General features: G+C 38.2%; 21 protein-coding genes. 16 read left to right on the top strand and 5 right to left on the bottom strand.

What is annotated here, in order from left to right:
• Positions 1-172 precede the first annotated feature (172 nt).
• Positions 173-799 carry a DUF4352 domain-containing protein gene (locus ACEN36_RS12005; RefSeq protein ID WP_407126734.1) on the bottom strand — a complete coding sequence of 209 codons (627 nt, stop codon included), beginning with the start codon at positions 797-799 and terminating at the stop codon, positions 173-175.
• Positions 800-1074: 275 nt separating this feature from the next.
• Between ACEN36_RS12005 and ACEN36_RS12000 the strand changes: the two genes are divergently transcribed.
• Positions 1075-1578, top strand: a complete 504-nt coding sequence (locus ACEN36_RS12000) for a hypothetical protein (protein WP_407126732.1) — start codon at positions 1075-1077, stop codon at positions 1576-1578.
• Positions 1579-1763: 185 nt separating this feature from the next.
• Here the strand turns inward: ACEN36_RS12000 and ACEN36_RS11995 are convergent, their stop codons facing one another.
• A complete protein-coding gene (locus tag ACEN36_RS11995) occupies positions 1764-2903 on the bottom strand; it encodes a glycerate kinase (RefSeq protein ID WP_407126730.1) in 1140 nt (379 codons plus the stop codon).
• A gap of 475 nt (positions 2904-3378) precedes the next feature.
• On the opposite strand from ACEN36_RS11995, the gene ACEN36_RS11990 reads away from it, so the two are divergent.
• The 12 genes from ACEN36_RS11990 to citX all read left to right on the top strand — a co-directional run bounded on the left by ACEN36_RS11990 (position 3379) and on the right by citX (position 14280).
• Positions 3379-4080 carry a GntR family transcriptional regulator gene (locus ACEN36_RS11990; RefSeq protein ID WP_407126727.1) on the top strand — a complete coding sequence of 234 codons (702 nt, stop codon included), beginning with the start codon at positions 3379-3381 and terminating at the stop codon, positions 4078-4080.
• Positions 4070-4972 (top strand): triphosphoribosyl-dephospho-CoA synthase CitG, encoded by a 903-nt coding sequence (gene citG, locus ACEN36_RS11985; protein WP_407126724.1) that lies wholly within the window; start codon positions 4070-4072, stop codon positions 4970-4972. Before ACEN36_RS11990 ends, citG begins: the two co-directional genes overlap by 11 nt.
• A 164-nt stretch (positions 4973-5136) precedes the next feature.
• On the top strand, positions 5137-6165 hold the full coding sequence (citC, locus tag ACEN36_RS11980; protein WP_407126721.1) for a [citrate (pro-3S)-lyase] ligase: 1029 nt from the start codon (positions 5137-5139) through the stop codon (positions 6163-6165).
• 6 nt (positions 6166-6171) lie between these two features.
• Positions 6172-6492: a citrate lyase acyl carrier protein gene (citD, locus tag ACEN36_RS11975; RefSeq protein WP_407126719.1), complete on the top strand. Its 321-nt coding sequence runs from the start codon at positions 6172-6174 to the stop codon at positions 6490-6492.
• Positions 6480-7370 carry a citrate (pro-3S)-lyase subunit beta gene (citE, locus tag ACEN36_RS11970; RefSeq protein WP_407126717.1) on the top strand — a complete coding sequence of 297 codons (891 nt, stop codon included), beginning with the start codon at positions 6480-6482 and terminating at the stop codon, positions 7368-7370. Before citD ends, citE begins: the two co-directional genes overlap by 13 nt.
• Complete coding sequence (gene citF, locus ACEN36_RS11965; RefSeq protein ID WP_407126714.1) at positions 7370-8911, top strand: citrate lyase subunit alpha; 1542 nt, start codon at positions 7370-7372, stop codon at positions 8909-8911. The genes citE and citF overlap by 1 nt, the downstream gene beginning before the upstream one ends.
• Before the next feature lie 73 nt (positions 8912-8984).
• Positions 8985-10310 carry a 2-hydroxycarboxylate transporter family protein gene (locus ACEN36_RS11960; RefSeq protein WP_407126711.1) on the top strand — a complete coding sequence of 442 codons (1326 nt, stop codon included), beginning with the start codon at positions 8985-8987 and terminating at the stop codon, positions 10308-10310.
• A gap of 150 nt (positions 10311-10460) precedes the next feature.
• Complete coding sequence (locus ACEN36_RS11955) at positions 10461-11858, top strand: oxaloacetate decarboxylase subunit alpha (RefSeq protein ID WP_407126708.1); 1398 nt, start codon at positions 10461-10463, stop codon at positions 11856-11858.
• 11 nt (positions 11859-11869) lie between these two features.
• Positions 11870-12169, top strand: coding sequence for an OadG family transporter subunit (locus tag ACEN36_RS11950; protein ID WP_407126705.1), 300 nt, complete (start codon positions 11870-11872; stop codon positions 12167-12169).
• A gap of 14 nt (positions 12170-12183) precedes the next feature.
• Positions 12184-12552, top strand: coding sequence for a biotin/lipoyl-containing protein (locus tag ACEN36_RS11945; RefSeq protein WP_407126703.1), 369 nt, complete (start codon positions 12184-12186; stop codon positions 12550-12552).
• Between the two features lie 22 nt (positions 12553-12574).
• Positions 12575-13705 (top strand): sodium ion-translocating decarboxylase subunit beta, encoded by a 1131-nt coding sequence (locus tag ACEN36_RS11940; protein ID WP_407126700.1) that lies wholly within the window; start codon positions 12575-12577, stop codon positions 13703-13705.
• Positions 13706-13734: 29 nt separating this feature from the next.
• Entirely contained in the window at positions 13735-14280 is a 546-nt protein-coding gene (citX, locus tag ACEN36_RS11935) for a citrate lyase holo-[acyl-carrier protein] synthase (protein ID WP_407126697.1), read from the top strand.
• 223 nt (positions 14281-14503) lie between these two features.
• Here the strand turns inward: citX and ACEN36_RS11930 are convergent, their stop codons facing one another.
• Positions 14504-15496 (bottom strand): asparaginase, encoded by a 993-nt coding sequence (locus tag ACEN36_RS11930; protein WP_407126694.1) that lies wholly within the window; start codon positions 15494-15496, stop codon positions 14504-14506.
• Between the two features lie 159 nt (positions 15497-15655).
• Here ACEN36_RS11930 and zupT point away from each other — a divergent pair, with 159 nt between their 5' ends.
• Positions 15656-16480: a zinc transporter ZupT gene (gene zupT, locus ACEN36_RS11925; RefSeq protein WP_407126736.1), complete on the top strand. Its 825-nt coding sequence runs from the start codon at positions 15656-15658 to the stop codon at positions 16478-16480.
• 63 nt (positions 16481-16543) lie between these two features.
• Here the strand turns inward: zupT and ACEN36_RS11920 are convergent, their stop codons facing one another.
• The gene (locus ACEN36_RS11920; RefSeq protein WP_407096020.1) at positions 16544-16714 is read right to left on the bottom strand and encodes a hypothetical protein; all 171 of its coding nucleotides are present in this window, start codon (positions 16712-16714) and stop codon (positions 16544-16546) included.
• Between the two features lie 287 nt (positions 16715-17001).
• Here ACEN36_RS11920 and ACEN36_RS11915 point away from each other — a divergent pair, with 287 nt between their 5' ends.
• Positions 17002-18339, top strand: a complete 1338-nt coding sequence (locus tag ACEN36_RS11915) for a uracil-xanthine permease family protein (protein ID WP_407102478.1) — start codon at positions 17002-17004, stop codon at positions 18337-18339.
• Between the two features lie 175 nt (positions 18340-18514).
• Here the strand turns inward: ACEN36_RS11915 and ACEN36_RS11910 are convergent, their stop codons facing one another.
• Positions 18515-19303 (bottom strand): general stress protein, encoded by a 789-nt coding sequence (locus ACEN36_RS11910; protein WP_407096018.1) that lies wholly within the window; start codon positions 19301-19303, stop codon positions 18515-18517.
• A gap of 246 nt (positions 19304-19549) precedes the next feature.
• Here ACEN36_RS11910 and ACEN36_RS11905 point away from each other — a divergent pair, with 246 nt between their 5' ends.
• Complete coding sequence (locus ACEN36_RS11905) at positions 19550-20869, top strand: HlyC/CorC family transporter (protein WP_407096017.1); 1320 nt, start codon at positions 19550-19552, stop codon at positions 20867-20869.
• Positions 20870-21113: the final 244 nt, after the last annotated feature.

Below are 21113 nucleotides of genomic sequence, written 5' to 3'. Positions count from 1 at the left end.
ACGAAGCTGAACAAACAGCTTAAGACTAATTTTAACAAATTCGGTCACATTAATGCAAGCTTTTGCGAAGTAAAAGCTTGCATTAATGTGAGCCTTGGTTTTAGGACATTTTAACTTTCGCTTGACATAGGATAATTATTACGGAAAGAGAGCCGGAAATTAAATAGTCTTTTTAATCGAGGTAAAAGATGATTGTGTCAGCATCTGAACGGTTACTCTTAATTTCTAGTTTTTCTATTATAGGTGCTCCATCTTCTTCCACAATAAAGGTCTCTGCAGGATCTACGTCAAAGATGATATAACCATTCATTTCTTCATCAGGTTCTAGTGTAGTCAATATTGTTCCACGAGATATGCCGCTAGCAAAGTGTTCTCTTATTTTATCACGGTAAATGGATTCTCCTTGCGGTTCATATTCATTTTTATATAGAGTAGCTGTTTCGGCCACAGCGTATGTTTTCGGCCGACTGATCAATGTGAAAAAAGAAGGCTCTAGAGTAACGGATTGCGTCCCGCTATTTTTGACAGTCATCAATATACTATAAAACTGCTTCTCTCCGGTTGTAACATGATCTCCGGAACCTACTTCACCTTCTACTGATAAACTGATTAAAGTGTATTGCAGATCTCCGATTGTTTCTGTGTCACCATAATTAGGTTCGTAGGCGGGTTTTATTTTGACAGTAGAGGGTTTTGCGGAAGAAGATGGGGTCTCTTCTGGTTGTGCATCATTTGTACAGGCACTTAACAAAATGAAACCAATAAACAATGAGACAGGAAGACTAATTTTCTTTACCACTTATTTTGCTCCTTTTAAATTGATATACTTGTATTAAACTAGGTGCTTTATCTTTTTCCGATATTGGGCTATCCTGTTTATTGCCACAATTCATCACAATTAAGCTAAGATTTTTCTAGTCATTTATTTTTTCGAATTTTTTTTACAAATGAGTGCAAGATATAAATTAATCAAAGTAAGAATAAAGATAATGATAAACTAAGAATTCCTCTATGTAAAAAGTAGATTAAGTTTTCTCTAACACAATATTATTTTGAAAGGAGCCGTTATTCATCATGTCAGAAAATGTTTTTTACTATAACCGCCGGAAAAGCTTTATTGATGGTCTTATACTAACTATTGTGAGCTTGCTGTTCCAGCCGTTTTACTTAATTTTTCATGAAGGCTTGATTGGACTCATTATCTCTATTCTTCCATTCCAATTTTTAATTAAAGGATTGATTTATCTGATCCGGTCTCTTTGGCCATTACCTGCAGTCCAACTTACTTCCGAAGGCTTAGAGTTCAATACTGTTTATATGTTTCGAGAAAAGCTGAAATGGAATGAAATCCGTACAATTGAATACATAGAAAAAGAAGAAAGTCGTCGCTCAGACAATAATAATGGCGGAGGTATCAAGTTTAGATTCAGGATTTCAAGCTATGAAAAACATTTTATTGTCTTGCAAACTAATGAAGAAAGAACTTATTCTATTTCTATGGATGGTATTAACTTAGAGGGCAAAGATCTTGAACAAATGATTCGTGACTACAAGCGAATGTATTTTTTTGATTCTTAAAAATTAAAGTGGTTGCAACTGAAACTGAAAATATGCAAGTAGATTTACCGAGCGAATGTATTTTAATGGAGATGACCTTAGAACAAAGTTTAACTTTGAAGCGATTGAATTAAAACAGCAATAAAACACCTTACAAGCGACTTCGTTTGACAAATGAATCATCAAACGAGGCCGCTTGTAAGGTGTCACGGAAGATCAATGTGCTGCAGACTATTCAGCTCAATCAATTTAAACGCACGTTTGACAGACCGGGATAATAATTCTGGTCCTTTTTGGATAGATTCTTCCAGCGAAATAGGAGATTCAGTAATGGGAATGACTGCCAGAATATTTTCTTCTGGCAAATCAACCAGCTTGTCAGCGACAGTTCCGGCAAATACAATAGTAGGAACTTGGTATTCTTTCGCTAAGCGACTGATACCAATGGGAACTTTTCCCTGCAAAGATTGACTATCAAATTTTCCTTCGCCTGTGATGACGAGATCTGCCTGTTTCATTTTTTCGCGTAAATTTCCTCTATCAGCTAACAGTTGAAATCCACTGCTAAATGAAGTCATTAAAAAGGCATACAGAGCAAAACCGATTCCTCCTGCTGCGCCTGCACCCGGAAAGTTTTCACAAGTTGTTTGTGTTGTCTCGTTGACCAATTGTTGGTAATGAGCCATGTTTTGATCCTGTTGCTGAAGCTCTTGTTTACGCAGCCCTTTTTGAGGTCCAAATATGTAAACTGCACCATTTGGACCCAACAAAGGATTTTCCACATCACAAGCGACAGTGATTTTTATCTTACTTAAACGATTATCAAATTTATCAGTAGAAATTTTTTGAATCTTCTCCAGGTCTACAGGCAACATCGGCAGCAGGTTGTTTTCAGCATCAAAAAATTTTACTCCTAATGATTGAAGTAGACCAACTCCGCCATCAACTGTAGCACTTCCGCCAAGACCAATGATCAATTCTTTTGCTCCCAAATTGAGTGCAGACAGCATTTGTTCACCTACACCATAGGATGTATAGTTTCTAGGATTGCGATCAATATCCACTTTTGTAAGACCAGCACCTTCAGCAACTTCAATAATCGCTGTTTTATCTTCTGCTATCCAGCCGTAGGAAGCTTTTATGGGTGATCCAGTAGGTCCGGTAATAGTTTCAGTAATCAGAGTGCCGCCTAAAACTTCTAAAAAGGCTTCAACTGTCCCTTCTCCACCGTCTGCAATGGAAAAAGTTTCTACCCTATGTTGGGGCAAGGCCTGTTGGACAACCTTGTTGGCTTCTTTACTCGTAAAGGATCCTTTAAACGAATCGATTGCTGATAAAATTTTCAAGGGATTCAACTCCTTAGCTTATTTTGCATCTCTAACTATTCGGTTGATGGCTAATGCTTGTAAAACCTTTATTAAGAACTTTCCAAGTAAAAACAACTAGTCGATGGTTCAAAATCATGTTGTCTCAGGGCTTTGCAGAAAGCCTCGATCTCATAGACAGCATAGGGTGCTGATCTGTTTACAATTAGAGATGTAACTACTTCTATCATAACATCATTTAAATTTAATCTATGCCCATCGCGCCTCATTTTTTCGTGCCTATTTATATTCATTTGTATGCGAGAATATTCAGAGTATTTATTCAAACGGATGATATAATGGAAAAAGAGGTAACGATGGTGTTATTTCTTATGTTAAGATGTCTAAGAAGGGAAAATAATGTAATCGCTTTTTTTACATAAAGAGAGGTTAATTGAACGTTTCTGACAGATGAAAATGGTGAATTTAATTGTACAAAACTACAGGAGGGGTAAAAGTGGAGGATTACATACGTGAAATTATTAATTTTACAGATACATCGCAATATAAACCGTTAAACGAAATTGTGTTTGAAGGTATTAGGAAGGCAATTATTACAGGGCGTATTCCTGTAGGTCAAAGAATAAATGAAAAAGAATGTGCCGAACGCATAAACATTAGTCGTACACCGATTCGTGAAGCTTTAAACCGACTAGAAAAAGAAGGATTAGTTGAATACATCCCTAAGTTTGGGACAGTAGTCAAAAAAGTAACGACAAAAGATGCCATAGAAATTTATCAACTTCGACAAGCTTTGGACGTAGTAGCTACGATCAATGCTATGAATAGAATGACGGCAGAGCAATTTGATGAGTTAAAGCAATTATTGCTGCAGACAGAAGAAGCAAATAAAGATAATCAAAATGTTGAGGAAGTCATCAAGCTCTTTTCTGTCTTTAATGAAAAAATATACCAGTTTAGCGACATGCCGCGTTTGACATCGATCGTTACTAAATTACGAGAGTACTTGATGAGATTTAGAGATATTTCACTGACAGGAGAAGAGAGAAGAAAAAAAGCATTGAAAGAACACTGGATGATTTATCGCGGCATGTACAATAAAGACGAAGAGCAGTTAAGGATGATCATCAAAGAACATTTAAGTTACTCAGAAAGATTTATTCTAGCAGAAATGGAAAAACAACAACATGGAAAATAGAAATGAACAACAACAGAAATGGGCAAGGCAGTTAGCGATCTATGCCGAACAAGCAGTTCTATATGAAGCTGTCCTATTTCCCAAGCCTGGACTGGTAGATGCTCAAAACAGCGGATCTCATAGTGATATGGACATCTACACTTTTTTAAATAGTGCGACCGGTCTAGTAGAGGGATTCTATGAGTTTGCTTTAATGGGGTTAAATTGGCAAGGAGAAGCAAAAAAGCTTTTTCAAGCTATTCGACCGATAGGGATAACGGCAGAAAAAGAAATGTTCAAAGAGACAAAAGGAATCAATACCCATAAAGGGATCATCTTTTCGTTAGGAATTTTTTTAGCTGCAGCCGGCAAAGTACTTCAGGCTAAGATAATGAAAGAAAAGAATTTCCCGGTAATTGAACCAAATGAAAGAGAAGCTATTTTTATATATATCAAAGAAATGACTGCTGGTTTAGTTTCTAATGACTTTAAGTATCTCCACTTAAAAGAGCATTTAACGCATGGTGAAAAGCTGTATTTGAAATATGGATTTACGGGCATTAGAGGAGAAGCTGAAGCAGGTTATCCTATACTTCAACAGGAAATCCTGCCTATGATGAAAATAAACGATAAAGATCGAACCTTTAGTTTACAATTATTAGAGATTTTGTTTTATTTGATGGCTTCTGTGGAGGATTCAAACCTTGTTCATCGAGGCGGAATGGAGGCTTTACTGTTTGTCCAAGAGGAAGCAAAGAAACTGTTAAAAGAAGAAAAGAAATTTAAACCTACTACAATCCCTAAAATTGAGCGCCTAAACCAATTGTTTATGGAAAAAAATTTAAGTCCAGGTGGAAGTGCTGATTTATTGATTATTGTCATTTTTTTAGGAAAATTAGAAGCTCTTTTTTAAGAAAACAAAAATAGATCAGCATTTAGTTGCTGGTCTGTTTTTGTATTTTAACTGTTCTTTGTGTTTTTTTGCTGTCTTTTTTCTGTTCCTAAAAAATGTAAGCGTATAATTTGAAGCGTAGAAGACCTTAGTCAAATTATGTAAAAAGAAAAAGAAGGGGAAAAATGGACTTTCAATTAAAACGTTTATGGGTAAAGAAAAGCAAAAAAGACAAACAAAAGTGGGAACAGTTGCTCCAACAAGCAGAGATACGGACAGAAGAAAATGTGCAGTATACAATTGGCCTTTTTGATGAGGAAAAACTGATTGGAACAGGTTCGATTGCTGATAATGTTTTAAAATGTATAGCTGTTTGTAAAGACTATACCGGAGGAGGAGCGATCAACCAGTTAGTCTCTCATTTGATGAATGTAGTGTTTGAAAATGGGGCCACTGCTTGTTATGTCTATACAAAACCTGCCTCAATGGCATCTTTTCAACACTTGGGATTTAGAGAAATTGCTCGAGTAACAGGTGAATTAGTTTTTATGGAAAAAGCAGCATTTGGTTTCAAATCCTATCTGCAACAGTTGTCACAAGAAATCAGAGAAGGAAATCGCGTAGCTAGTATTGTCATGAATGCAAATCCTTTTACTAAAGGGCATCAATATTTAGTTGAAACTGCCGCTAAAGAAAATGATTGGGTCCATTTGTTTGTGCTTTCTGAGGATGCGTCAGTTTTTCCGGCTGCAGACCGAAAAAGACTTGTTCAAGAAGGCGTACGACACTTAGAGAATGTCTCTATCCACGATACGAAAAGTTATTTGGTATCGTCTGCGACTTTTCCATCCTATTTTTTAAAAGAAAAAAGTGAGGTCACCCGTATTCAAGCAGAACTAGATGCAACTATTTTTAGAGATGCCATTGCACCGACATTGAATATTCAATGTCGTTATGTAGGAGAGGAACCTTATTCTCAAGCTACACATATCTATAATGAAGCGATGGCTGAAGTGTTTGATGACACCATCCAGTTGATCGTTCTACCTCGGAAAGAAGTTACTGGAGAAGCGATCAGTGCTTCAAAAGTCCGAGAATTATTAGCAGCTGACAAGCTCGAACAATTGAAAATGTTCGTGCCGCAAACCACGTTTGAGTATTTAAATTCTCAAAAAGGAAAAGACATACAACTTAAATTACAGCATAAGGAGTGACAAAATTTGGATAAGTTTACGATAAAAAAACAAGCCATTGCAGGTACTGTAGAATCTTCTGATATTCAAATCATTGTTGATCAAAACGCAAACAATGGCATCGAGATTGAGTTGAGCAGTTCAGTAGCCAAACAATATGGTAGAAGAATACGTGAAGTGATTGAAGAAACATTAAGTAACCTAGGAGTACAAAACGCTAAGTTGGTTGTTGAAGACAAAGGTGCGCTTGACTGCACGATTAAAGCCAGAACCATTGCAGTTGTTCACCGTGCAGCTGAAATGACACAAACGATTGACTGGGAGGCGATTGAAGAATGGAACGTTTAAGAAGAACGATGATGTTTGTACCGGCAAGTAATGCTGGAATGCTGAGAGATGCTGATATTTATGGGGCAGATTCGATCATGTTTGACTTGGAAGACTCGATTTCTTTGAAAGAAAAAGATACTTCTCGTTTTTTGGTTTACCAAGCTGTAAAAACGATTGACTATGGAGAGACAGAAACGGTCGTTCGAATCAATGGTTTAGATGCAGGAGGACGAGATGATATCCAAGCTTTAGTACGTGCCGGTATTGATGTGATTCGTTTACCTAAGACAGAAACAGCTCAAGATATTCTCGATGTAGAGGCTGTTATTGAAGAGGTCGAAAAACAAGCAGGCAGAGAAATAGGGACGACGAAAATGATGGCCGCAATTGAAAGTGCAGAGGGTGTTTTAAACGCGGTAGACATTGCTAAAGCAAGCGATCGTTTGATTGGAATCGCACTAGGTGCTGAAGATTACGTGACGAATATGCACACAAAACGTTCGCCTGAAGGACAAGAATTATTTTTTGCCAGAAGTATGATTTTACATGCTGCCCGTAATGCAGGTATCGCGGCGTTGGATACAGTTTACTCAGATGTAAACAATGAAGAGGGATTGCGCTATGAAGTTGAAACTATTAAACAATTAGGATTTGATGGAAAATCAGTGATCAATCCTCGTCAGATCCCAATCGTTAATAGTGTTTTTGCCCCCTCTGAAAAAGAAATTGAAAATGCTCTGAACGTTATTCATGCTATCGAAGAAGCGGAAGAAAGAGGTTCAGGCGTCATCGCATTGAACGGGAAAATGATTGATAAGCCGATCGTTGAACGCGCAGAACGGGTGTTGAATTTAGCGGAAGCTGCTGGCTTAATCAAGAAAGGAGCTAAGGAATAATGGCAAATAATTTCAATGAAAGAAATATTCCTGAAGAGGTTATCAATGATCAATATGGCACTTTTACAGGAGCATTAAATAGAAAAGATATTTATCACCGAGCATCAGCTGAAGTGACACCTGTTCATCCTGGAGATCACAAATTAGTCGGATCTATTCAAGAAGCCATTAAGAAAACAGGATTAAAAGATGGCATGACAATATCATTTCATCATCATTTCCGTGAAGGAGACGCTGTGATCAACTTAGTCATGGGTGAAATCGCGAAAATGGGCATTAAAGATTTGTCTATAGCACCAAGTTCCATTGCAAATGTACATGCACCTTTGATTGATCATATTAAAAATGGTGTAGTCACACATATTACGTCTAGTGGTTTACGTGATAATTTAGGCGCTGCTATTTCACGCGGCTTGATGGATGAGCCTGTAGTGATTCGCTCGCATGGAGGACGTGCAAGAGCTATTGAAGCAGGAGATATCCATATTGATGTAGCTTTCCTAGGCGCACCAAGTTCAGACGATTATGGAAATGTAAATGGTTCTCACGGGAAAGCGACATGCGGTTCACTGGGCTATGCTCAAGTCGATGCGAAGTATGCAGACAAAGTCGTTGTGATCACCGATAATTTAGTGCCTTATCCAAATACACCGATCAGTATCCCGCAAACACAAGTCGATTATGTGGTTGAGATCGACTCCATTGGGGATCCAGATGGGATTGCCAAAGGCGCTACTCGCGTAACAAAAAATCCGAAAGATTTATTGATCGCTCAAAATGCCAATAAAGTCATTACTCATTCGCCATACTTTAAAAACGGTTTTTCTTTCCAAACGGGAACGGGCGGAGCTGCACTGGCTGTTGCACGCTATTTACGCCAAGATATGCTAAAAGAAAACATCAAAGCCAGCTTTGCTTTAGGCGGAATCACTCAACAAATGGTTGAAATGCTGAATGAAGGACTAGTAGAAAAAATTATTGATGTACAGTCATTTGATAAAGGAGCAGCTCAATCTATCAAAGAAAATGAACATCACTATGAAATCTCTGCTGATTTCTATGCTTCAGCTGGAACCAAAGGGCCAGCAGTCAATAAATTGGATATCGTTATTTTATCTGCGTTAGAAATTGATACAAAGTTCAATGTTAATGTTTTAACGGGCTCAGATGGAGTGATTCGCGGTGCATCCGGTGGACACAGCGATACATCGGCTGGGTCTAAAATGAATATTGTCGTAACACCACTGATTCGCGGCAGAATACCTTCTGTAGTAGAAGATGTCAACACGATTGTAACCCCTGGAGAGAGCGTGGATGTAGTGGTTACAGAGATTGGTATTTGTATCAATCCATTAAGGGCAGATTTAATGGAAGCATTTAACGGCATCCCAGTTCCACAGTTTACAATCGAAGAATTGAAAGAAAAAGCTTATGCTATTGTCGGAACACCAGATCCGATTGAATATGAAGAAAAAGTTGTAGCAGTTGTGGAGTACCGAGACGGCAGCATCATTGATGTTGTAAGAAAAGTAAAAGAATAACATTAAGAGTTTCTGAAGACATTAAACAAACTACAAAAATACAAAAAACAACTTTTTAAAAAGGAGAAAAATGATGGTAGCAAAAGCAGAACAAAAGGTGGTTGGAGCAACAACTGCAAAGAAAAGATACTTTGGTTTGTCCATGCCGATACTGGTCAGCATGTGTGTGATTGTTTTAGCAGCAGCTTATACTGGAGCGTTGTCAGCTGATTTGCCTGGAACATTTGCTTTAATGTTTGTTATTGGAATCATCTTCAAAGAAATTGGAGACCGGATTCCGATATGGAACACCTATATTGGTGGCGGTATTGTTTTAGCTTACTTAGGAACAGCTGCTTTAGTATATTATAATCTGATTCCTCAACAATATGTGGATTCAATCGATTTGATTACAGGAGACATGGATTTCTTGACCTTCTTCATTGCGATGTTGATTACTGGGTCGATTTTGGGGTTGAACCGTCAATTGTTGATTAAATCTATTGTGCGCTATTTACCTGCTATCTTGGGAGGAGTTGCCGGGGCAGCAATCTTAGGTATTCTTGGTGGCCTTATTATTGGTATTTCTCCTTCAGATGCTTTGATTAGTTATGTTTTACCAGTCATGGGTGGAGGAAATGGAGCGGGAGCTATTCCGCTAAGCCAAATGTATGAAAGAGTCACAGGAAATCCTTCAGCAGAATATTACACATTTGCTATTGCTATTTTAACGATCGCCAATATTTTTGCCATTATTGCTGGAGGGATTTTAAACAAATTAGGAGAGTCCAAAAAAGGTCTAACAGGTAACAAAACTAATTTGATGAGAAATACAGCTGAAATAGAAGAAAAAGAAGAAAAAGCTTCATTGTCAATGAAAGATTATGGTGGAGCAATGGCTTTAGGGCTTTCTTTCTATGCAATGGGCAGATTGTTCGGGGAATATTTATTGCCAACGGTCGGCGGAATTGCGATTCATTCATTTGCTTATATGATAGTGTTTGTTGCTTTAGCTAATGCACTTGGATTGATTCCAAATGACATTCGCCAGGCAAGTCAAGGTATGCAATCGTTCTTTACTAAAACGATGGTTATCATAATCATGGTAGGAGTTGGAGTAGATACTGATCTAGGCGAATTATTCGCAGCGATCACCTTTGGGAACGTTTTAATGGCGCTGCTGGTTGTTATCGGAGCTATTTTCGGCTCAGCAGTTGTTGGTTGGTTAGTTGGGTTCTACCCTATCGATTCTGCGGTAACAGCCGGTTTGTGTATGGCAAACCGAGGTGGTTCAGGTGATATTGCTGTTCTTGGTGCTTCTGACAGAATGGGTTTGATTTCATACGCTCAACTGTCTTCAAGACTTGGTGGAGGTATAGTATTAGTTATTGGAAGTTTGATTTTTGGATTACTCCTGTAAAGGGTTAAAAAAGGGTTAGTATTGTAAACCAAAGCAAAATTTGGAACGTATCTGAAAACTTATTTGTATCATTGACATGGCGCTGAGATGCATATCCCAGCTCTTTGTCTTTTATTGGAAGAAATAAATCAAAGATTGGATGTGAAGCTGTTGGATAAAAGAACAGAAATTGGGTTTACAGAGACCGTATTAAGAGATGCACATCAAAGTTTAATGGCTACCCGATTAACGACAGAAGAAATGTTGCCGATTTTAGAAAAAATGGATACAGCTGGTTATCACGCATTGGAATGCTGGGGGGGCGCCACGTTCGATGCAGCTGTCCGTTTTTTAAACGAAGATCCATGGGAGCGGCTGAGAGAAATAAAAAAGAGAGTAAAAAATACTAAATTACAAATGCTTTTACGCGGACAAAATCTTTTGGGCTATCGTCATTATGCAGATGACATCGTCGATAAGTTTGTTGAAAAAGCGATTGCAAACGGAATCGATATTATTCGCGTCTTTGATGCCTTAAATGATATTCGAAATATGGAAGCTTGTGTAAAAGCTATTAAGAAATACGGTGGGCATGCGCAATTAACCATTTGTTACACGATCAGTCCGGTCCATACCATTCAATATTATAAAGAGTTGACAAAAAAACTAGATGAATTAGGAGCAGACTCGATTTGTATCAAGGATATGGCAGGTATCTTAACACCGTCTGTGGTGAAAGAATTGATTCCTGCACTTAAACAGGTTACTTCTTTACCAATAGAAGTGCATACACATGCAACCAGTGGCGTATCGGAAATGACTTATTTAACCGCTATTCAAGTAGGAGCGGATGTGATTGATACAGCTATTTCGCCTTTTTCAGGAGGCACCAGTCAGCCAGCTACAGAGTCCTTAAGTATTGCTTTGACTGAGCTTGGTTATGACACACACCTGAAAGAAGAAACATTAGAAGAAATTGCAAATTACTTCAAGCCGATCAAAGATCACTATTTAAAAGAAACTATTTTAGATCCTAAAATGATGACGGTCGATCCAAAAGCTTTGATTTATCAAGTGCCCGGAGGAATGTTGTCTAATCTGTATTCGCAGTTGAAGCAAGCTAAAGCTGAAGCCCGGTATGAAGAAGTCTTGCGAGAAGTACCTAAAGTGCGAGAAGACTTAGGGTTCCCTCCTCTTGTTACACCGATGAGTCAAATGGTAGGCACACAAGCTGTGTTCAATGTGTTATCTGGGGAAAGATACAAAATGATTCCAAATGAGATCAAGGATTACGTTCGAGGCCTATATGGAACACCGCCTGCTCCTATCAATGAAGCAATCAAACAAAAAATCATTGGAGATGAGAGTGTCCTGACCGGCAGACCGGCAGATCTACTGGATCCAGAATTTGAAAAACAAAAAAACGAAGTAAGCAAAGTAGCTAAGAGCGATGAAGATGTCTTGATTTATGCCATGTTCCCGCAATTAGGCAAACAATTTTTAGAAAATAAATACCAGCCTAAGCCAGTACCAACGAAAGAAAAAATTCGAATCAACGCTATCATATAAGGAGGAGCAGGATGACGGACATTAGTTTATTAAGAGGTATAAACATTTCAATTACATCTATTGTGATTGTCTTTCTTGTGCTTCTAGGGTTACAACTGATTTTGACTTCATTTAAATATATTTTTAAAGAAGAAAAAGAAATCCCAACGAGAAAAGAGAGCGTGCCTGTTCAGCCCGTTCAGATGAAAAATGACGTATTAGAAGAAGATGAAGAAACAAAAACAGTAGCCGCTTTAATGGCTTTGGTTTTAGCTAATGAAGATCAGCAAGATAAACATTATCAAGTAACTTCAATAAAACGCGTGAAGTAAAGGAGCTCAATAGAATGAAAACTTATGAAATTACAGTAAATGGCAAAATGTACCAAGTATCGGTAGAAGAAATAGACGCAGCGAGCTTTCAAAATAACCAACAGAAATTGGATACGTCTGCTCAAACAAATCAATCTAGTCAGCAACATACGGTTACTCCGACAGCTTCAAGCGGTATAACGGTCGCAGCCCCTATGCCAGGTACTATTATCAAACTAAACGTTCAAATAGGCGAAGCGGTAAAAGCCGGTCAAGTGTTGTGCGTATTGGAAGCAATGAAAATGGAAAATGAAATTGTGGCTCCTGAAGATGGAACAGTAAGTGAAGTCTCTGTTTCAAAAGGGGCAGCTGTTGAAGCCGGGGACAGTTTAGTCCGACTATAATGTAATACGGGGAGTTAAAACAATGATTGAAGTAATAAAAGATACACTGATAAATTCAGGATTCGCTAATCTATCCTATAAACATGTTATTATGATCGCAATCGCATGCACGTTCTTATATTTAGCTATAAAAAAAGGATATGAACCTTATTTATTGATTCCGATTGCTTTTGGCATATTGTTGGTCAATTTACCGATAACAGGCTTGATGGCTCCACCTATAGACGGAGGCAATGGCGGATTACTGTACTACTTGTACCAAGGAACAAATTTAGGTATTTATCCTCCTTTGATTTTTCTTTGTTTAGGAGCAACTACTGACTTTGGACCGTTAATTGCGAATCCAAAAACCTTATTGCTTGGAGGAGCTGCTCAAATTGGTATTTTCGTAGCTTTCTTTGGAGCATTAGCTTTGGGTATGACAGGTGCTGAGGCATCTTCTGTGGGAATTATCGGAGGAGCAGATGGACCAACAGCTATTTTCTTAACTAGTCAATTAGCTCCTCATTTACTTTCAAGTATTGCTTTGGCAGCTTATTCTTATATGGCGTTGGTACCGATCATTCAACCACCTATTATAAGATGGTTGACGACCAAAGAAGAACGTGAAATCAAAATGGAACAACTAAGACCAGTATCGCAAAAAGAAAAAATTCTTTTCCCTATCGTTGTAACCATTTTTGTTATTTTACTATTGCCATCGGCAGCCCCATTGATTGGTATGCTGATGCTGGGGAATTTAATCAAAGAGAGCGGGCAAGTACCAAAAATTACTGACGTTCTTCAAAATTCTTTGATGTATATTATCACGATTCTTTTAGGGATTACCGTTGGGGCAAAAGCTGAAGCGGATGTTTTCTTATCTATCGAGACAGGTAAAATCGTCATTTTAGGATTGCTTGCTTTTGCCGTTGGTACTGCAAGTGGAGTTTTGATGGGTAAATTGATGTGTAAGATGACAAATGGTAAAGTTAATCCAATGATTGGTGCAGCAGGCGTGTCAGCAGTACCGATGGCAGCACGAGTCGTTCAAAAAGAAGGAGCAAAAGCTAATCCTTCAAATTTCTTATTGATGCATGCTATGGGGCCAAATGTGGCTGGTGTAATTGGTTCAGCAGTAGCAGCAGGTGTTTTATTGCAATTCTTCAGCTAATAAAGTGAGTATAAAATAGGAGTAGTAAAATGGATCTTTTTAATACAGGAAGACAAGTTTCCTTAGAAGAAGTTTTAAATAACCGAGAAAAAAGAGTCTTCTTTCAAACAGAATTGCTTGAACACTATTCAGGATCTCTGGTTTCCTTTGATTGCAATATACCAGGGCCTATAAAGAATAATTCAGCAATCAAAAGTCTTTTTGATACGGGTAAGTCAATATTGATGGATAAATTAAAAGAAAAAGAAGTGGCTATTTTGACTGTAAAAGAATGGGATAATATAACTGGTCCAGAACTTTTTTTAGTTGCTAATGCGAAACCCGATGAATTAAAACAATTGTGTGTCCAAATCGAAGAAACACCCTTAGGAAGATTATTCGATATGGATGTCCTTTTTAAGGAAAGCACAGGAGGACTTAATTCTGTCAGTCGCCGAGAACTAGGGTTGCCAGTAAGAAAGTGTTTTATTTGTAATGATGATGCTAAAAATTGCGGACGCAGCCGTAAACATTCTCTAGAAGAAATGTTTCGATCCATCCATAAAATAGTGGAACAGGAGGAAATAGCAGGGTAGGTTGTTCAAATCGTGATATTTACTCAATGTGAAGGAAGAATAAAGAAGTCCCTATTTTCTATATTGCACATAATAGTCGATCTCTATAAAAGATATCTTTTATAGAGATCGGCTATTACTGTGTATACTTTTTAAAAAAATACCAAATTACGTTTAAGGATAAACACAAACTATGGATTCTTTATCTAAGATGCTTTTTATATGTAGTTATACATTAATTGAATCAATAAAGAATGTCATTAGCAATCGTCGCATAGAATAAGTCCTTGATGTTTTCTGGACTGGATTCTCTGCCTAGTGTCCACATTAGTTTACAGACCACAGCTTCTGTCGTCATGTCATAAGCTTCCAGCACACTGACTTTATTTTTTAATCGATGGCCAACTTTATAAACCTCGATGTCACTGCCTTCATTAGGGACTTGAGTCGTCATGACAATTACTTTTCCTAATTTGGTCCACTTTTTGATCACGTCATAAAACCCGTATTCTGGTAAAGAAGGGATTCCGCCTACACCGTAGCTTTCAATAATGATGGCATCTTTTTTAGACAACATAAAGTCTAATACTTCCGCTTCAGCTCCCGGGGTCAATTTGAACAGGCCGACTTTCGAGTTAATGACAGGATAGAAATTCGGCTGTTCTGCTTTTGGCTGTTCAATGAATTGGATCAAATGACTGTCTTGTATAACCGCGATGTAAGGATAATTGATACTGGAAAAAGCGTTATAGCTTTTAGAATGTGTTTTGCGCGCTCGTGTTCCTAGGATTACTTTCCCATTAAACACGATTTGCACTCCGCTTGCTTTATCAGATGAAGCATACAAAAAGCTGTCGTATAGGTTCGTTTTAGAATCACTGATTTCCATATTGATCGGTTTTTGAGAGCCGGTGATGACAATAGGCTTGGGAGAATTTTGGATCATATAAGATAAAGCTGCGGCCGTATAAGCCATCGTATCGGTACCATGTGTAATGACAAAACCATCGTATTGATCGTAATGTTCTTGGATAGTCTCCGTCAAAAGTGTCCAAATATCAGGAGACATATTTGTACTGTCGATATTGCAGACTTCCAATGTATCGATCTCGCATAGTTTAGAGATACTAGGTACGTAATGCAGAATGTCTGCAGAAGATATCTGTGGATCTAAACCATCCGGTGTTGCCGCAGAAGCAATTGTTCCGCCTGTTCCAATCATTAAAATGCGTTTCATAATCATGCTCCTTATTTTTTAGTTGTTTAAAGTTGTAAATCAATTTTTTTATAAACATCACATTATCGAGGAACATAGGAGGTGCTTTTTTGGTTCCTAGGCCTTATTTTTTGTATACTAAATGTGAGCCAGTATCATTTAGGAGAAAAGAGGTTGAAAATGGAATCTATCCCATGGCAAACAATTTTATTTGCATTTGGTCTGACACTTTTTGCAGGTCTTTCAACAGGAATTGGAAGTGCAATGGCTTTTTATTCAAAGAAAGTAGATACTCGTTTTTTATCTGGAGCGCTGGGTTTTTCTGCTGGTGTGATGCTTTATGTATCTATGATCGAGATTTTTCCGACAGCGCGCGAAGCGTTTACCTCTGTTCATGGAGCTGAAGCAGCTTATTGGTACACCACACTGTCATTCTTTGGCGGAATCGTACTTACTGCGTTATTTGATAAACTGATTCCAAACCCTGTGGGCCCTCCTGAAATTCAAAAGATGGACGGGATAGAAAATCAAAAAGAAACTAAAGATAATAGAGAATTGATGCGAATGGGTGTATTTGTTGCATCGGCTCTTGCCCTCCATAATTTTCCGGACGGGCTGGCTACTTTCCTCAGTGCATTAGAAAATCCGACCTTTGGAATCAGTGTGGCTTTAGCCATAGCGATTCACAATATTCCTGAGGGGATAGCTGTTTCGGTTCCTATTTATTATGCCACAGGGAACAGGCGTCAAGCATTCAAGTATAGTTTCTTGTCAGGGATGGCTGAACCGTTAGGAGCCGTCATTGGGTTTACTCTTCTAAGACCGTTTCTTAGTGATACACTTTTTGGTGTGATATTTGCTGGTGTAGCGGGCGTTATGGTCTACATTTCGCTCGACGAATTGCTGCCGACTGCTGAGAAATATGCAGAACATCATATTGCCATTTGGGGCTTGATCCTTGGAATGGCTGTCATGGCCATCAGCTTATTGCTGCTTGCAGAATAATTTAAATCAGGACAACGTAAGTCGATGTAGAACAGAATAAGTGTTTATCCTGCTCTAATGACTTTATTTGGGCCAAGCTAAATAGACAGCAAAACCAATTAAAATAAGGCCGATTACTGCACCGAATTTGCTTAAATTTCCTGAGAAATGAGTGCCTTTTCCCTTAAAATCAAATCCGAAAATAAATAATCCTAATCCACAAATAAAGGATAACAACATGATCCAAAACCCCATCTAAACCCTCCTTGCAATTAAAAGTAGCCCTTATGCATGTCTTCTTCAATTGTATTGTACCGTTTTTAGACAGAAATCAATAGATAAGAATGTTTAAAAATGAATAAAGTTTCTAGTTGTAATCCACACCCAATACTGCTACAATCATTTACAGCAAAGTCCTTTTAATTTGATCCTGTGAGATCGAGAAGGGTAACAAATCGAATATATTTGATACCAGAGGTCCTTTTGCGAATAAAAAATTCACATAGGGGCATTTTTTTATGCCCAGGAGAGGAAGTATTGGTATGGCTGTAGAGCAAAAAAAATTATTGTTGGACATTGAGGAAAAACCACCAGTAGCTAAAGGTTTGTTATTGAGTTTTCAACACGTTTTTGCCATGTTTGGAGCAACTATTTTAGTACCATTGATTCTAGGAATGCCAGTTTCCGTAGCTTTATTAGCAAGTGGAGTTGGAACATTGATTTATCAAATCGCTACAAAATCAAAAGTACCCGTATATCTTGGTTCTTCATTTGCATATATTACAGCAATGGCTGTGGCTATTCAGCAAATGGGCGGGGATATCAGTGCAGCTCAAACAGGAGTTGTTTTAGTCGGGTTATTGTATGTTTTAATAGCAGGATTTGTGAAATTACTAGGAACAAAATGGATCGATAAATTGTTGCCGCCGATCGTAATTGGGCCAATGATCATGGTGATTGGTTTAGGGTTAGCCGGCTCTGCAGTCACGAATGCAGGATTTGTAAAAGGAGGCGACTTGCGTCACATCGTTGTAGCTATCAGTACCTTCTTGATCACAGCGTTTGTCAATACAAAAGGAAAAGGATTCTTCAAGATCATTCCCTTCTTGATTGGAATCGTAGGCGGATATCTAGTCGCCCTAGCGTTGGGGTTAGTAGATTTCACGGCAGTCACTGAAGCCAGTTGGTTTGAAGTGCCGGGTTTGCGTTTGCCATTTGCAACGCCTTGGTTCGAGCATTACGAATTTTACTTTGGTCCGGAAACACTAGCGATCTTGCCAGTCGCATTAGTAACCGTTTCTGAACACATTGGAGATCATACTGTTTTAGGGAAAATCACCAATCGTCAATATTTAAAGAATCCTGGTTTATCTCGTACATTGATCGGTGATGGAGTAGCAACAGCTGTGTCAGCTTTGATCGGAGGCCCTGCGAATACGACTTATGGTGAGAACACCGGGGTTATTGGAATGACCAGAATCGCCTCAGTGTCCGTTATTCGTAATGCTGCTTTTATCGCGATCGGATTGAGTTTCTTTGGGAAATTTACAGCTTTGATTTCTACTATTCCAAATGCAGTTCTTGGAGGAATGTCTATCTTGCTTTACGGAGTCATCGCAAGCAATGGATTGAAAGTCTTAATTGAAGAACAAGTGGACTTTGGGAAAATCCGTAATTTGATCATTGCCAGCAGTATGTTGGTATTAGGTCTTGGAGGAGCGGTCTTGGAGATTGGCTCTATCATTACTTTCTCAGGAACAGCCTTAAGTGCGATTGCAGGAATTCTTTTAAACTTGATTCTGCCTCAAGAAACAGAATATATGCCAGATGAGCAAATCGAACCTGCAGCAGAGAAGAACGCTGTTAGTGCAAATGAATAAAAACAAGCAACACAAACTTAAACAGGGACGGAGAATTTGTTTCTCCATCCCTGTTTTTAATTTCTAAAATGAGTTTTCTGGAGGAGTATTTTTTACGTTCCCTATTAGATCAATTAGAGGAATAAAGGGAACGCAAATTGATTGCCAGTGCTCCAATGGCTTCGGTGCCGTAGTTTTAGTTGTCTGAACGTGAAGGGTCATCGGAATAGGGTGGTACAACAGTATCATGTGTTCCCGGTCTGTTTCCTCTAATCAAATCATCTGAATCTACAAGTCCAGTGCGTTCATCTGATGCAGGAGAGCCTAAGGAACCTTCAGGCATAGAAGTATCTACAGTCTCATCCGGCAGCATATTTTCATCTGTATCGGCAAGAAGGTTCGTGTCTATAGAAGTATCTACTTCATCTTCATAAGAGTAATCAGATTCGCCTCCCAGTACAGCATCCTCTGAAATAGAAGGAGTCCGGGCATTTCCGGGATTAGAATTTGGTACATAATGACTATTGCGGCGTTTTTCATCCATATCGTCTTCGTTATCTAAAACAGGAGGGATACTGGACGGTTCTTCGTCAGTAGAATCAGCTACTACATGTTCTTCACTAGTGACAGGAGGCGTGCTGTTGCTGAAATCAGTTGCACCTGCCTCACTTGAAAAATCATCTACCAATAAGACAAGTTTTCCATTATCAATGTCATCTTGATAAGGTTCTAATATGTCTTCGTCTGCTTCATAACCAGAGTCATCACTTGAGAAGACATCTTTGATTTTCTCCCACATAGATTCATCCGTGTCTGCATGTTCAGTGTTGATTTGTGCATCTGCAGCTCCTGAGAATCGGTCGTAAGCCTCTTTATTCGATATTAAGGTAAGCAATGTTCTATCGTAGCCTTGATGAATTAATTCCTCAATAGCTTGATTCGCTTCTTCAGTTGTTGCATAACTTCCTTTAACAAATTTTCCCATATTTCGTTCCTCCTTAGTGATATTTACTGTACCTTTAGTGTAAAGAGATTTGAAATAAACAGCAAAACATATGCGTTGGAAATTTTTTTCTAGAAGAAGTTTAGACATCCAGTTCCAGCAAATTAAACCCTGTATAGCCATAGAGTGTTCACGAGGCAGCTCAAAAAATAAACTAAAACTTGTAGGGGATAAAAAGACATGCTATCATAGGAAATAAAATGAATTTTTAGGGGGAATAACTGTTACATGGACAGTGATAGTATAAGGTACATTATCTTTTTAGGACTGCTCATAGCAGCATCTGGATTCTTTTCTGCTTCTGAGACAGCTTACACATCGTTAAATCGTATCCGTTTGAAAAATATGGCAGATGAGGGAAACAAGAAAGCTTCTTTAGCGTTGTCTCTAGCAGACAACTACGATATGCTTCTGTCTACTATTTTAGTAGGAAACAATATCGTAAATATTTTAGCTTCATCTTTAGCCACCATTTTATTTGTAAAGTATTTTCCGGTAGCCGGCGTAACCATTTCAACAATTGTTATGACGGTATTGGTATTGATTTTTGGGGAGATTTCTCCAAAAAGTATTGCCAAAGAAAGACCTGAAGTTTTTGCAGTAAACGTTGCACCATTTTTAAGAATTCTTATGGTATTGCTGACACCAGTTAATTTTTTCTTTAAATCATGGAAAAAATTACTGAACAAGATGTTTACTTTTGAAGCTGATGACAGCATCAGCGAAAAAGAATTGTTATTTTTGGTGGATGAAGCTCAAAATAGCGGTGGGATTGAAAATCACGAACATCAATTGATCCGATCAGCGATTACGTTTAATGAGTTGGAAGTGCAAGATATTCTAACGCCTCGTGTAGATGTTGTGGGAACAGATGTTAATAGCAGCTTGGAAGAAATGGAAGAATTGTTTCTTACAGAAGGTTATTCAAGAATAGTACTTTATGATGACTCAATTGATAAAGTCGTAGGTGTTTTGCACCAAAAAGATTTTTATGCTTTCAGCAAGAACTTGGACAATCCTCAAGCAAATAAAAATATTCAATCCATTATAAAAGATGTCATTTGGACGCCAGGGAATATGAAAATTTCTAAGTTGTTGAAACAATTGCAATTGGAAAAAGCTCATTTGGCGATTGTCAGTGATGAGTATGGTGGAACGATTGGTATAGTGACATTAGAAGATATTCTAGAGGAACTCGTTGGAGAAATCTGGGATGAGCATGATGAAGTGACAGAAGAAGTGGTGAAGATAGACGATACTACTTATCGCATTGCGGCTTCTGCCAATTTAGATAAAATGTTGACTTCGTTTGGTATTGAAGAAGAGTTCGTCTCCAATACAGTGAGCGGTTTTATTATAGAACAATTGGGTAAATTGCCGGATGAGGGAGAAGCTTTCATCTACCACAATCTTAAAATAACCGTTACTAAAGTGAGGTTTAGACGGATTTTAGAGACCCTTGTTGAAGTGATTCCTGCAACTGCTGAAACAGAAGATGCATTTTCTCTTAATGAGATGAACCAATCATTTGATACCGTTAAAGGTTAGAAATGACGCCCTATGAGCTTCGATAGCGGATTTGGCTGCTATGCTTATAGGGCATTTTAAATCAAACTAACAGGTCTCTAGGAATCAGTTTACTACCTTCTTGCAGGTTGAAAACTGCTGTCAAGCGAAAGTTAAAATGTCCTAAAACCAAGGCTCACATTAATGCAAGCTTTTACTTCGCAAAAGCTTGCATTAATGTGACCGAATTTGTTAAAATTAGTCTTAAGCTGTTTGTTCAGCTTCG

This window comes from Desemzia sp. FAM 23989 (assembly GCF_045528345.1).
In the GTDB taxonomy this organism is placed as follows: domain Bacteria; phylum Bacillota; class Bacilli; order Lactobacillales; family Carnobacteriaceae; genus Desemzia.
This window is presented reverse-complemented; position numbering and strand designations above follow the sequence as displayed.